This is a genomic window from Streptomyces sp. NPDC050485 (assembly GCF_044458185.1).
Taxonomy (GTDB): Bacteria; Actinomycetota; Actinomycetes; order Streptomycetales; family Streptomycetaceae; genus Streptomyces.
The window spans coordinates 577,301-589,442 of sequence record NZ_JBITHR010000002.1 but is presented as its reverse complement, the minus strand read 5'-3'; the positions used below and the strand labels follow the sequence as shown (position 1 = coordinate 589,442).

12 protein-coding genes and 1 pseudogene are annotated in these 12,142 nt (G+C 70.1%); 5 read left to right on the top strand and 8 right to left on the bottom strand.

Annotation, left to right across the window (positions count from 1 at the left end):
• Positions 1–355: 355 nt before the first annotated feature.
• Complete coding sequence (locus tag ACIBK6_RS06380; RefSeq protein ID WP_399049236.1) at positions 356–661, top strand: hypothetical protein; 306 nt, start codon at positions 356–358, stop codon at positions 659–661.
• Between the two features lie 51 nt (positions 662–712).
• Here the strand turns inward: ACIBK6_RS06380 and ACIBK6_RS06375 are convergent, their stop codons facing one another.
• The 3 genes from ACIBK6_RS06375 to ACIBK6_RS06365 form a co-directional block, all read right to left on the bottom strand.
• A complete protein-coding gene (locus tag ACIBK6_RS06375) occupies positions 713–1,975 on the bottom strand; it encodes an MFS transporter (RefSeq protein WP_399049234.1) in 1,263 nt (420 codons plus the stop codon).
• 122 nt (positions 1,976–2,097) lie between these two features.
• Positions 2,098–2,832 (bottom strand): TetR/AcrR family transcriptional regulator, encoded by a 735-nt coding sequence (locus tag ACIBK6_RS06370; protein WP_399049233.1) that lies wholly within the window; start codon positions 2,830–2,832, stop codon positions 2,098–2,100.
• Positions 2,833–2,857: 25 nt separating this feature from the next.
• Positions 2,858–4,060, bottom strand: a complete 1,203-nt coding sequence (locus tag ACIBK6_RS06365) for a serine hydrolase domain-containing protein (RefSeq protein ID WP_399049232.1) — start codon at positions 4,058–4,060, stop codon at positions 2,858–2,860.
• Between the two features lie 285 nt (positions 4,061–4,345).
• On the opposite strand from ACIBK6_RS06365, the gene ACIBK6_RS06360 reads away from it, so the two are divergent.
• Together ACIBK6_RS06360 and ACIBK6_RS06355 are read left to right on the top strand one after the other, a co-directional pair.
• On the top strand, positions 4,346–5,182 hold the full coding sequence (locus ACIBK6_RS06360) for an SDR family NAD(P)-dependent oxidoreductase (protein ID WP_399049231.1): 837 nt from the start codon (positions 4,346–4,348) through the stop codon (positions 5,180–5,182).
• Between the two features lie 66 nt (positions 5,183–5,248).
• Complete coding sequence (locus ACIBK6_RS06355; protein WP_399049230.1) at positions 5,249–5,509, top strand: hypothetical protein; 261 nt, start codon at positions 5,249–5,251, stop codon at positions 5,507–5,509.
• A 50-nt stretch (positions 5,510–5,559) separates the two neighbouring features.
• On the opposite strand, the pseudogene ACIBK6_RS06350 reads toward ACIBK6_RS06355, so the two are convergent.
• Positions 5,560–5,991 (bottom strand): annotated as a pseudogene (locus ACIBK6_RS06350) (site-specific integrase); the annotation flags it as partial.
• 131 nt (positions 5,992–6,122) lie between these two features.
• Between ACIBK6_RS06350 and ACIBK6_RS06345 the strand changes: the two are divergent.
• Complete coding sequence (locus tag ACIBK6_RS06345) at positions 6,123–6,512, top strand: hypothetical protein (RefSeq protein ID WP_399049229.1); 390 nt, start codon at positions 6,123–6,125, stop codon at positions 6,510–6,512.
• 545 nt (positions 6,513–7,057) lie between these two features.
• On the opposite strand, the gene ACIBK6_RS06340 is transcribed toward ACIBK6_RS06345, so the two are convergent.
• A complete protein-coding gene (locus ACIBK6_RS06340) occupies positions 7,058–8,269 on the bottom strand; it encodes an MFS transporter (RefSeq protein WP_399049228.1) in 1,212 nt (403 codons plus the stop codon).
• 162 nt (positions 8,270–8,431) lie between these two features.
• On the opposite strand from ACIBK6_RS06340, the gene ACIBK6_RS06335 reads away from it, so the two are divergent.
• Positions 8,432–9,253, top strand: a complete 822-nt coding sequence (locus ACIBK6_RS06335; RefSeq protein ID WP_399049227.1) for a helix-turn-helix domain-containing protein — start codon at positions 8,432–8,434, stop codon at positions 9,251–9,253.
• A 144-nt stretch (positions 9,254–9,397) separates the two neighbouring features.
• Here the strand turns inward: ACIBK6_RS06335 and ACIBK6_RS06330 are convergent, their stop codons facing one another.
• The 3 genes from ACIBK6_RS06330 to ACIBK6_RS06320 are packed head-to-tail and all read right to left on the bottom strand — an operon-like array spanning position 9,398 to position 12,113.
• Positions 9,398–10,504: a zinc-binding dehydrogenase gene (locus ACIBK6_RS06330; protein ID WP_399049226.1), complete on the bottom strand. Its 1,107-nt coding sequence runs from the start codon at positions 10,502–10,504 to the stop codon at positions 9,398–9,400.
• Positions 10,501–11,319, bottom strand: coding sequence for a phytanoyl-CoA dioxygenase family protein (locus ACIBK6_RS06325; RefSeq protein ID WP_399049224.1), 819 nt, complete (start codon positions 11,317–11,319; stop codon positions 10,501–10,503). The genes ACIBK6_RS06330 and ACIBK6_RS06325 overlap by 4 nt, the downstream gene beginning before the upstream one ends.
• A gap of 59 nt (positions 11,320–11,378) precedes the next feature.
• On the bottom strand, positions 11,379–12,113 hold the full coding sequence (locus tag ACIBK6_RS06320) for an SDR family NAD(P)-dependent oxidoreductase (RefSeq protein ID WP_399049222.1): 735 nt from the start codon (positions 12,111–12,113) through the stop codon (positions 11,379–11,381).
• Positions 12,114–12,142 lie beyond the last annotated feature (29 nt).

Sequence of the window (12,142 nt, the reverse complement as noted above, 5' to 3'; positions counted from 1 at the left end):
GAACCCGTTGATTCCCAAGCTTAGAGCGCGGGTTCGATTCCCGTCACTCGCTCCATCCTTCGCCCCCAGGTCATCGGCCTGGGGGTTGTTTGTTGCCTAGACCAATTCGGCCCCATTCGGGGGCGCCGTGCCCCCCGAATGCCCTAAGTCGCGCCGAAGGGCTGGTCGGGGAGCGTCTTGCGAGGTCGACGGGGGACGACACCCGGAAGCCGTCTCGAATACCGATATGCATTTCGCGCGACCTGCGTCACTTGCCCATGCTCTCGGTATGAACTCGCTGCTGCAAAGCGGGGGTTGCGGGGTAGTCGCCGAGGACGGAGAGTCAGGGGGCAACGGCCTAGGCACCATGGGGTGCATGACGGTGACGCAGGAGTGGACCTACGACGGCACGGAGCTGGCCTGGCTGCAGGACGGGCTCAAGGGGCTCGGCAGCACGGAGGGGCACCTGGTCGCCGAGCTCGTGCCGGGCGGCTTCGCCGCGTACCTGCGCGTCTTCCACCGGTTCGAGGCGTCGGACGGGTCCGGCCGTACGCGGCTCTGGCGCGACTGGGCCGAGGAGAGCGGGGTGGTTTTCCACGCCGAGCTGTCGCACTACTCGCTGCCGGACGAGGAGCAGGTCCCGGGCAGCACCCCGCTGTCGTGGCATCGGCGGATCATCTAGGGGGCGCTGCGCTGAAATGGGTCTTCGTCCGCGTTCCGCCGAGCAGGATCGTCACTGAGGGCCGCGGGGCTCGGGCGGCGGGGCGGTGCCAGCCACAGGTGGTGGGGGCATGGGTGCAGGCATCATGGCGCCGGAACTGGTCACGCGGAGCAATGGCCCGACCGCGATGCAGGTGGCGAGCGCGAGGACGACGCCCAGTGCAGGGGCGCTGGTGGCGTCCAGCACCGCACCGACCGCTGGCGGGCCTAGTGCCGTGCCAACGGCCACGGCGCCGCTGCCGGCGGCGACCCAGCGACCTCCGGGGTCGATCTCCGCCATGACTGAGATCAGCAGCACCAGCACGGCCAGATAGCAGGCTTGCCACAGCACCGTGGCCACGGTGTACGTGGCGGCCGAATCCCCCCAGGCGATCGCCCACTTGGCCACCGCTTCGAGCAGCACGCACCCAAGCAGGGCGGGTGCCCGCCCGAAGCGGCGAGCGGTGAGGGAAGCGGCCGTGATTCCGGCGAGCGCGCCGATCCCGGCGACGGCGAGTACTGAGGAGACTGCCGAGGACGACAGGTGGACGTGCTCCTCACCGAGCACCGCCGCGTACGACCATGCCCCCTGGTCCGTCGCGGCAAGAAGTGCCACCGCGCCGAGCAGTACGGGCCCTGGCGCGGAGCCGGGCCCCGGCTTCGCGCCGCCGAGCTCGGCACCGTGCGCCTCGCAGCCGTCCGGCAGACCGCCGACCAGGACGTACGCTGCCCCGCAGCCCGCGGCGACCACGGCGAAACCGGCCCCACCGCCTCCGATGTCGTTCACTGCGGGAACCACGAGCAGGAGTACCGCGGTGACGACCGTGCTGCCGAAGACGGAGAGCGTCGAGGCGCGGTCGGCGTCGTCGGTCGACGCCAGCCCCGCGCTGGAAGCCGCAAACACCGCTCCCAGCCCTGCCCCGGCGACCACGTGCGCGATGGCCAGCTGCGCGGGAGCCTGCGCCAGCCCGGCACCGGCGAATCCCGCGCCCGCGATGAGGCATCCGATGCGCGCCGTGCGCACCCGCCCCGGACGCGCGGCTCGCCGGGCCAGGACCAGGGCCACGGCAGCCGTGGCCAGCAGTTGGGCTGCTGCCAGGATCCCCGCGACCGTGTGGGACAAGCGAAGGCGGGAGCTGTAGTCGGTCAGTAGCACCGGCAGCAGATTGCCGCCGATGTTTCCCACGGTGACACCCGCGATGAGCGCGGTGAGCATCCGGGCCCCCATCGAGGCGCCCGTGCCGGGCGTGGCCGCCTTCCTCCCAAGGGGATCCGGCAGCTCAAGAGGATCTGACATCGGCGACCTCGCAGAGGGAGTTACGCCGCGGTGGGGAGCGCAACAAGGTTGTCAACATTGGTGATATAGGTGGAGGATCTCCCGCTGTCAACAGGATGACCGCCTCGCGAGTGCCCCAGGCGTCAGTCCTCCGCGTGTTCGTCTTCGCGTTCGCGGGCGCGCTGCGCGCGGAGTTCCACGGCGTCGAGGAACAGGCCGATCGCGGTCTCGAACTGGTCTTCCTCGTCGATGTCCGCGAGATAGGGGGCCACCTGCGCCAGGTTTGGGTACCGCTGCGGCGAGGCCGCCAGGTACTCGCGGTGCCAGGCCAGCCGGTCCCCTTCCTGGGCGCCCTTGTCCAGCACGTTGAAGGACGCCTCGTACGCGCCGGCAGCCAGTGCGGTATCGGCCAGGACCCGGTAGTACGAGGCCGCTTCGCGTCCACGGAGGCCGGCCTCGAACAAGGCGCCGATGACCACGTCGGCACCATGGAACTCCGGGTCTCGACGCGAGGTGCGGGCCGCGACCAGGACGGCCACACCGGGGTGCCGCAGGCATGCGGTACGGATACGGCGGGCGAGCGACGCGAGGGTCTCGCGCCAGCTCTCGGACGGCGCGAAGTCGTGCAGGGCGTCCTTGACCAGCCGGGCGGCAAGGCCGAGCAGCAGATCGTCCTTGCTGCCGAAGTGCCGCAGGACGGCGGTGTGGTCGGCACCCAGATCAGCGCCCAGCCGACGGAAGGTGAGCGCCTCCGGACCATCCGTCTCGATCACGGTCATGGCGGTATCCAGGATCAGATCCGGGGTGAGGAAGGATGCCGGACGCCGCTTCCGCCGCGCGGGAGTGGCCCCCGTCGAGTCGGTCTTCGCGCTTGTCATGGCCGTCATCTTATCGACGGCGTTGTCAACGGTGGATCTCCTGCAGATGGTCGGCCACCGCCCGCAGCGCCGTGACGGACTCCGCGTCACGCGAGGCGTCGTCCGCCGTCGGCCAGGCGCTGGTCTTGACGATCACCACGTCGGCTTCCGGGTCCACGTACAGGTACTGGCCGTGGATGCCCACCGCGGTGAACGGACGCCGCTCGCCGCCGAGTGTCCACCACTGGTTGCTGTACCCGTAATGCGGGTAGCTGCTGGGGCCCAGCGCCCCGACGTCCAGGTGCGGCACCCCCCGACCCCGGCTGCGCGCCACCCACTCCTCGGGCACGATGCGCTGCCCGTTCAGCTCTCCGCCACGGGACATGAGCAGCCCCAGCCGGGCCATGTCGCGGGCGGTGGCGTTGAGCGAGCCGCCGCCGATGGCGGTGCGCGGATGTTTGCGAGTGAGCCAGTAGTACGCGTCGTGTTCGGCGCCGATGCGGCTCCAGAGGCGTTCCGTGGCGTACTGCGCGAGGGAGCGGCCGGTGGCGGCCTCCAGTACCCATCCCAGGACCTGGGTGTCGATCGTCGAGTAGTTGAACTGGGTGCCGGCCTCCGTCGAGCGCTCGGCCGCGGTGATGACGTCGTGCAGCGAGCCGCCACCCGTAGCGGCCTGCTCGAACCGGTTGATCAGGCTGTCCCGGACGGTATAGATCTCCAGGTCACCGACCCCGCTGCTCATGTCGAGCAGTTGCTCGATGGTCACCCCGTCGAACGCGGAGCCCACCAGCCCGCCGCAGTACGCCGTCGCTGGCTCGGTCACCTCCTTGATCGCCCCCTCGTCCAAAGCGATACCGATCAGCATTGACGTCACCGATTTGGTGACCGAGAACATCTGGAACCGCACGTCGTCGCCGGCGAAGCGTCCCGGGTAGGACTCGTGGACGATCTCGCCGCCGTGCAGCACGACGAAGGACGTGGTGTTCGTCCGCGCGTGCAGTTCCGCAAGGCTCCGCTCCCGTCCCTCGAAGACGTAGGTCACCGGCAGGTGCCCCGGCCGCCTCGACAGCGGGAAGACCTCCTCGCCGCGCCGGACGTCTTCGGTGGGCATGAGGAGGTTCATGTGGGTGAACGTCCACTCGTTGACCGGGCGACGGGTCATCACCGCGCCCTGATGGCGCCACAGCCACACCGCCCCGGCACCCGCCGCGGCAGCCCCCAGCAGCCACCCACCCGCAACATTTCGCATCACTGAGCCCCTTCATCACACGGACACGCCGAGCTTCGGCGCCCTCATTCTGAGAGTGGAATACCAACGGTGTCAACACTGGTGCACATGTCGACCAACGACGGTGTCACCAACGTTGACATCACTGTGGATGCGCGGCCATGATGACGGCGGCCCGTCGGGCCCACTTCCTCAACACCCCTACCAAGGACGGCTCATGACAGCGATCCATGGGCAGCTGTGCCACAGGCGCACCCCAGACGGACGCACGGTGAACGCGCTCGCGGACCGCAGGAACGGTGACCGATGAGCGGTGACGAACTGCCGACGGCCCGCCGACTGCTCGGGAAGCTGCCCTTCGTCGACCCGGGCCGGCCTCCGCTGCCCGCGAGGACCGCGTTCCTGACCGGTGCCAGTTCGGGGATCGGCAAGGCGCTGGCAGCCGAGTTGTGCGCCCGCGACTACGACGTGTGCCTCACCGCACGCAGGATCGATGCTCTGGAGGAACTGCAGGCGCAGCTCACCGCCGCATTCCCCCGGCGTTCGGTGACCGTGGCCGCCCTCGACGTTACCGACTACGAGGCGGTGACGCGGGCGGTCGACGACGCGACCTGGCGATTCGGCAGGCTGGGACTGGTCATCGCCAACGCCGGGGCCGACACCTGGGGCAACATCGGCGAGGGCCGCTTCGATGCGCACCGCGCGGTGGTCGACGTCAACCTGCTGGGCGCGATGGCGACCATCGACGCGGCCGTTACGCACTTCCGCCGTCAGGGCGCCGGGCAGGTGGTGGGCGTCACCTCAGTCGCGGCGGTCTGCGGTGTGCCAGGCGGGTCGCCGTACAGCGCCTCCAAGGCGGGGCTCGCGAGGTACCTTCAGTCGCTCCGTGGCGAGTTGTGGAAAAGCGGTATCACCGTGACCACGATCGCCCCGGGCTACATCGACACCCCGATCAACGACTCCCTGGGCGACAAGCGGCCGTTCCTCATCGATACCCGCACCGGCGCCCGCAAGATCATGGACCGCGTCGAGGCCGGTGCCGTCCATGCGACAGTGCCCCGCGTGCCCTGGGCCGTCGTCGAATACCTGCTGGCACGAACCCCGACCCATATGCTGCGGAAATTGGAGCACTTCGAGAACTGAACTCCCCGCGCGTCGCGGGGCGGTGCGGATGCTGCTCAGACGACTTTGCTCTGCCCGCTCAATGATGTGTCCAATGCAATTCCGCCCGTTTACACCCTTGGCAGGTCACCGACCGACGGCCGCAGCAAGGCCAGCAGCTGGTTGGCCCTGGAGACCGGGGCCAACCTCTGCTCGATCACGGTCTGGGACACCGGCGAGGCAGAACTCGATCAGGCAGAGCTTGCGAGCGCTCAGGTCCACTCCGAACACCGCGACCTGCAGACCCACGCCGATCTCAACGACGCGCTGGCCATTCTCGTCGTCTGGCTGCGTCGACCTCCGGGGTGAACCGGGTGGGAGCACCCCATACCGAGCGCTCCCGCCCTGCGCGTCCCGTTCTACGCCTCGCGGGCGGCTCGCTTCTCGCCGACCTTGGCCCGTTGGGCACGGACCAGGCCGTCGATGCCATCGGCGACCTCCATCTGGCGGTCCACCGGCGAGTGCTGGTACCCCATGGCCGCCTTCTCCGAGGACTGGCCGGCACGGACCATCGTGTCCTTCAGGGTCGCGCCGGAGCGGGTAGAGAGGGTGTGGCCCGTGTGGCGGAGGTCGTAGAACCGGAAGTTGTCCGGCAGGCCGACCCGCTCACGGGCCTTGCGCCACTTGCGGCCGAAGGTCGTACGGCGGAAGGGGGCACCCTTCTCTCCGACGAACAGCAGGCCGTTCTCACCCGGCTCGGCGAACCACCGCAGGTGCCTGTCAACCTCCTTGTAGAGGAAGCCCGGCAGGACGATCGTCCGCCTGCCCGCCGCCGACTTGGTGTCGCCGGGCGGCCACTCAGTGGGAAATGGGTCAGATCGGCCTCCAGACACAGCTGGAGAACTTCGAATGGCGCAATATTACGTTCTACAGCAAAGAGGGCAAAGTGGTGGACATATCCGAACCGAATTGGGGCGCCTGAATGGGTGAGGTGACGCCGGACTTCACCGGATCCGAGATGTTCCGATCGGACAGGTACTTCAAGGTCTGGCAATACGCCGTCGGTCATCGCCGCCTGCTCCTCCGCAGTAGCCGGGACCGGCCACCGGAGACCCGCATCGAAATCTACTTCGCCAACGTCGACCTCATGCTTCTCCGTCCCAACTACGACGGCTTGGTCATCCGCCGGGCCGACGACGAGGAATGCGGGAAGGTCGGCCTCGACTACGGGGTGGAAGTCAAGCCCGGGCGGCTGTTCGTGCTGGGTGGTGACCTGAGGAGCTTCGTCGTTTCGGCGCCTCCACAGTGGCATGAGGACGAAGGCGCGATGGACGATCCATCATGGTTCGGCCCCCTGCCGGGAATGCGCTGAACTGGTCGGGAGGCGCCTTCGTGAAGGGGCCTCCCGATGCTGTCTGGACGCTCCCGGTATCCGACGGACCACCCCAGTCATCAGCGACCGAGGCCCAGCACGGACCGTCGAGCCGCCTTCTCGGTGATCCGCCGCCGAGTGCCGGCCGCAACCTGACGGAATCGTTCCAAGGTCTCCTTCGACTGCTGCGGTGGCCGGTGCGCTCAGAGCGCAAGGTCTGTGGGGCCCGACGAGGAACGCCAGGGCCGGGCCGGCCAGACCGCCATTCACCCCCAGGAACAAGCAGAGTTCTCGCACCGATCGCACCCATCTCAGCGCCGAGCGCCACTGCGACCCGGGCCAGGGCCGATGCCAGGGCGGCCCTACCGGTTGGCCACCACGGTCCCGGGCCCCGGCCCGATCACGGCGGCCGATGCAACGGTCAGGCGTCGACCACGCGGTCGCAGCCTGCAGGACCACGAACTCCCTGGTCCGGCGGGCCGCCTTCGCTCGCCGTCGTCGGCCTTCCGTTCCCGACACCCGGGTGTGACCGAGACGCAGGCAGGTCAACTCCGGTAACGGGCGCGGCCCACAGCCGCTGCGATCGTCAGCGGGATGGTAAGGATCGCGGCCGTCAGGAACAGGCCCCCGTACGCGTGGTGTTCGGCAGGCCCGGCGGCGATGGCGCTGGCCAGGGCGCTGCCGACGTAGAGGGCCAGGCCGAACATCGCGACGCCGGTGGCGCGGGCCGCCGGGGACAGGCCGGTGGCCCAGGACTGGATCGTGGAGTGCATGAACGACCAGCCGCCGCCGAGCAGCAGCGTGCACACCACCAGTGCGGGCACCGATCGGCTGGCTGCGGCAAGGCTGAAGGCCAGGGCCATCTGCACCCCGCCGACCACGATCAGCCGCACCGGTGTCCAGCGTCCGACCAGCCGCTTGACCGTCTGGGCCGCGGCCATGGAGCCCACGCCGTACAGCGCGGACACCGCACCGGCCAGGGTCGCCGAGGCGCCCCGGGCCTCAAGGGCCGGCGCGATATACGTCAAGAAGCCGAGCAGGACGGCGCCTTCGAGCATGGCGACGGCCATGACGTACCACTGCCAGCGCGACCGCAGGACGACCTTGAACGGGGCGAGCAGCGCACCGGGCGCTGCGCGCGGCGGCTCCGGCAGGCGGCGCAGGGCGAGGGCCAGGTAGGTGGCGATCACGCCGGGCAGGGCGAAGACCAGCCGCCAGCTGACGTAGTGCGCCAGTGCGCCGGCAACGACCGTGGCCACGGCGGTGCCCAGGGCGAACGCGGTCATCAGTTCGCTGAGCGGGCGTTGGCGGACTGCGGCGGGCACGGTGTCCCCGATGTACGTGATGGAAGCGGCGATGGACGCGGCGAAGAACGCGCCGGCTGCGGCGCGCGCCACGATCAGCACCGTCGCGTCGGGCGCGATCACCGAGCAGAGTGCGGCGACGGCGGCGCCGGCCAGTGAGATCCGCATCACGCGCACCCGGCCAAGTCGGTCGCTGGCCAGGCCCCAGACCGGCTGCATCAGACCGTAGGCGAGGAAGTAGCCGCTGGCCGCGAGCATCACCGTGGGCAGCGAGACGCCGAGCTGGGCGGCGATGAGCAGCAGCATCGGGGTGATGCAGAAGCGGTCGAAGTTGCTGACGAATCCAGCGGCGCGCAGCAGCCGCAGCGAGGCGGCGGGAAGCGAGGGGGCAGCTGGGCCCGCAGGGGGTGCGGGGGGTGCGGGGGTGGTGCGTGCTGAGTCGGTGGTGTCCATGGGGCTCCTTGTGGCGTGCCTGCCGGTGCTTTCGGACCGGCAGCTCCAGCTCACCACCGCTGGCGATCAAGGTGGCCCCCCAGCCGATTACCCTTGCTCACACCCTGAGGGCGTGTTGCGCAGCCCCCCGGGGGCAGGTCTGCAGTGCAAGGGGGAGGGAGTATGAACGGCGGCGGAGTCAACGGCCCGGACCGCGAATTGGGCGCGTTTCTGCGCTCTCGCCGTGAGCGGCTGGCGCCCGCCGATGTGGGGCTGCCCGGTTCGCCACGGCGCCGTACCCCGGGGCTGCGGCGCGGGGAGGTCGCGGCACTGGCCGGGATCAGCAGTTCCTGGTACGCGTGGCTGGAGCAGGGTCGGGTGCGTACGTCGGAGCAGGTGCTGCGGTCGGTGGCACGGGCGCTGCACCTCGACGCGGACGAGACCGCGCATGTGATGTCGTTCGTGGAGCACGCCGCGCCGGCCGAGCAGCCGCCGGGGTGGGTGTCGCGCAACCTGCTGTCCCTGGTGGAGTCGCTGGCGCCGAACCCGGCCGTGGTGCTCGACCCGCACTGGGACCTGCTGGCCTGGAACTCGGGCTACACGGCACTGCTCACCGATCTGGCGCGGCTGGCGCCCAGGCAGCGCAACCTGCTGTGGCTGGTGTTCCGCTGGCCGCCCGCCCGTACCCTGCTGGCCAGTTGGGAGCCGGAGGCACGGAGTCTGCTGGGCCAGTTCCGGGCGAAGGCGGCCCGGCATCCGCAGGACGGCCGGTATGCCGAGATCACCGCGGAACTGCTTGCCGACCCGGACGCGGCGCGCTGGTACGACCGCCGGGAGACCTCGGCGTTCCATCCCGCCGTACGTCACTTCCGTCATCCGGTGGCCGGTGATCTGCGTCTGCGGTACGTCAAGCTCGCCGCCGTCGACGAGCCGGGCCACCATCTGCTTGCCTATCTTCCCGACGACCGGGCGACGCAAGAGGCGCTCGGGGCGCTGGTCGGGTGAGTTGGCGCCCCGCGTGCGGACGGCACGCGGGCAGCGGTGACGGCCCGATCACGCCGGTGGGCTGCTGTCGGGCCGTCACCTTCACCGTCACCGGCGCATCGCGGGGATCGGTGCGTCAGGAGGCGAGCACTGTGGGGTGGGGTGTCAGGAGGTGAGCACCGCCTTCATCACCGAACCGTCGGCGACCGCGCTGAGCGCGGCGGCGTGCTGCTCCAGCGGGAACGGTGTCACCAGGCTCGCCAGGTCAAAACGGGCGGTGAGGGCCGGCAACAGGCGGACGTATTCGACGAGATGGGCACCGGTGAAGGCCCAGGAGCCGACGACGTCGAGCTGCCGGTGGACGATCTGGTGCGGGTTGATCAGCGTGTCCCCGGCGTCCGTGTACTGGCCGATGATCAGGTAGCTGCCGCCCCGGCGGGCGAGAGTGAGTCCCTGTCCGACCGCGGCCGGCACCCCGGCGCACTCGATCACCAGGTCGGCGCCGTCCCCGCCGGTGGCGGCCCGTACCTCGCGCAGGACCTCATCGGGGTCGGCGGCGTCGGCGATGTTCAGGTGGACGTCGCCGATGCCGGCCGCGGCTGCCCGGTCGAGACGACCGGCCGGGCCGCCGACGACGATGACCTTGGCGGCGCCTGCCAGTTGCGCGAACGCGGCCGCCGCAAGGCCGACCGGGCCGCTCCCCTGCACCACCACGGTCTCGCCGAGACGCACCGGCCGCCGCTCGTACAGGGCGTGCGCCACGGTGGGCCCGGCGCATGCCAGCGACATGGCGGCGAGCGGGTCGGTGCCGTCGGGGACCTTGATGACGGTGGTGCCGGGCTGCAGCACGATGTGGTCGGCCCAGGCACCGGACAGTTCCGGTCCGTCGGCGAGGGCGCGGTTGACGCCATAGGTACGGCGCTGCTCGCACAGGGTCGGCTCGCGGTGCAGCCGACAGGGCGGGCAGACGCCGCAGCCGATGGAGGAGGCCCACATCACCCTGTCGCCGGCCGCGAGCGGAGCTCCGGTGGCATCGCGGTGGGTGCCGACACCCAACTCCCGTACAACACCGAGGCCTTCGTGGCCGAGGACGAGCGGGACAGGGATGTCCAGGTGCCCCCGGTGCAGGTGCAGGTCGGTGCCGCAGATGCCGCCGTAGCCGCAGGCGACGATCATGCCGCCGTCGGGGGCCTGTGGCAGTGGGAACTCCCGCAGCCGCAGCGGGGAGTTGAACTCCTCCAGGACGACGGCGCGTCCGGTGCGGGGTGTCATGACGTCACCGTACGCAGCGCGAGCGTCTCGGAAAAAGGTGCGGCCAGCGGGCGCAGCGGCTCGGTGTCGCGGCATACGACGTAGTCCGGGCGAGGTGCGCCCGCGGGCCGCGGCAGGTTGGCGGTGTCGTTGTAGGTGGCGATCAGCAGCCGACGGGCGAACGGCGACATGTTGGGTGCCGAACCGTGCACGATCTCCGGCGAGAACAGCACGACGGAGCCGGCCGGGCCCTTGGGGCTGGTCATGCCGTGCCGGTCGACGAGTTCGGCGAGCTGCTGCGGGGTCAGCGAGATGTCGTCGGGATCGAGATGCTGATCGGACCTGGCGGTGGCCGAGCGGCCCTCGCGGACGAGTCCGCCACGGTGCGAGCCGGGCAGGAAGATGACGGGGCCGTTGAATTCGGTGACGTCGTCGAGGAAGACCCCGATGCTGACCTGGCGGGGTGCGGGGAGTCCATCGGCGAGGCGCCAGGCGAGGTAGTCCTGGTGCCAGGCCCATTTGTCGCCGCCGAAGGCCGGCTTGGCGTTGATCTTGAACTGGTAGATGTAGACGTCGTCGGTGAGCAGTTGCTGGACGGGCGGCAGGACGCGTGGATCGCGGATCAGGCCGGCGTACTCGGGCTGGCGTTGGTGCGAAGAGTAGACCGCGCGTATCTCCGGTCCGCCGTCCTCGGTCACCAGCTGCGGGCCGGGGACCTTGGTGTCGCGGTCCAGGGCCGCCCGCAGCGTGTCCACTTCCCGGGGATCAAGTAGGGCTTCCAGCATCAGGAATCCCTGGTCGTGGTACTGGTCGACCTGTTGCCGGGTCAGTCGCATGCGCTTTTTCTCCTGAGAGTGTGGGGTGTGTCGGGGCGTGCGGAGTGATGGTGGGGTTGTCACCCCATGAAGTGGCCGCCGTCGACGATGAGTTGCTGCCCGGTGAGGTAGCTGCTGCGCGTGGTCACCAGGTATTCCAGGGCATCGGCCATGTCGTCTGTCGTGCCGAGCCTGCGGGCGGGGATGGCATCCAGGACGGTGGCCAGCCGCTCCGGGTCGTCCAGGCGGTAGCGGTCGGTGACCTCGTCGGTGTCGGTGAAGCCGGGCAGCAGGGCGTTCACCCTGATGTGCGGGGCCAGTTCGAGGGCCAGGCACTTGGTGAGCTGGAGCAGGCCCGCCTTGCTGGAGCAGTAGTTGGCGCCGTTGTTCCGGGGGCGGATCGCCGTGGTGGAGGCGATGTTGACGATGCTGCCGCCGCCGGCTTCGACCATCGCGGGCGCCAGGGCTTGGCTGAGGTGGAAGGGACCGGAGAGGTTGGTGGCCAGGACCGTGTCCCAGTCCTCGGCGGTCATGGACAGGAAGGGCCGGTCGCGGTTGACGCCGGCGTTGTTGACGAGCACGGCGGGTGCGCCGTGCTCACTGGCGATCCGGGCGCAGACCGCGTGGATCTCGTCGGGCCGGGTGAGGTCGCAGCGCAGTGCCGTGATCAGGCCCTCGCCGGCCTTCTCGGTCTGCTCTGCGGCGAGGTCGTCGCCGCGGTAGAGGGCGATCACCTGGTGGCCGAGGGCGGCGAGCCGCAGGCTCAGTCCCCGTCCGATGCCGCGGGTGCCGCCGCTGACCACGGAGGTCGTCATAGCGTCTCCCTGAACTGGCTTGTGAGGAC

Coding starts and splice junctions, on each gene's coding strand:
- ACIBK6_RS06375 (WP_399049234.1), bottom strand. CDS start 1,975: ATGTCAGATCCTCTTGAGCTGCCGGATCCCCTTGGGAGGAAGGCGGCC.
- ACIBK6_RS06360 (WP_399049231.1), top strand. CDS start 4,346: ATGAGCGGTGACGAACTGCCGACGGCCCGCCGACTGCTCGGGAAGCTG.
- ACIBK6_RS06365 (WP_399049232.1), bottom strand. CDS start 4,060: ATGCGAAATGTTGCGGGTGGGTGGCTGCTGGGGGCTGCCGCGGCGGGT.
- ACIBK6_RS06320 (WP_399049222.1), bottom strand. CDS start 12,113: ATGACGACCTCCGTGGTCAGCGGCGGCACCCGCGGCATCGGACGGGGA.
- ACIBK6_RS06325 (WP_399049224.1), bottom strand. CDS start 11,319: ATGCGACTGACCCGGCAACAGGTCGACCAGTACCACGACCAGGGATTC.
- ACIBK6_RS06330 (WP_399049226.1), bottom strand. CDS start 10,504: ATGACACCCCGCACCGGACGCGCCGTCGTCCTGGAGGAGTTCAACTCC.
- ACIBK6_RS06340 (WP_399049228.1), bottom strand. CDS start 8,269: ATGGACACCACCGACTCAGCACGCACCACCCCCGCACCCCCCGCACCC.
- ACIBK6_RS06380 (WP_399049236.1), top strand. CDS start 356: ATGACGGTGACGCAGGAGTGGACCTACGACGGCACGGAGCTGGCCTGG.
- ACIBK6_RS06335 (WP_399049227.1), top strand. CDS start 8,432: ATGAACGGCGGCGGAGTCAACGGCCCGGACCGCGAATTGGGCGCGTTT.
- ACIBK6_RS06370 (WP_399049233.1), bottom strand. CDS start 2,832: ATGACAAGCGCGAAGACCGACTCGACGGGGGCCACTCCCGCGCGGCGG.
- ACIBK6_RS06345 (WP_399049229.1), top strand. CDS start 6,123: ATGGGTGAGGTGACGCCGGACTTCACCGGATCCGAGATGTTCCGATCG.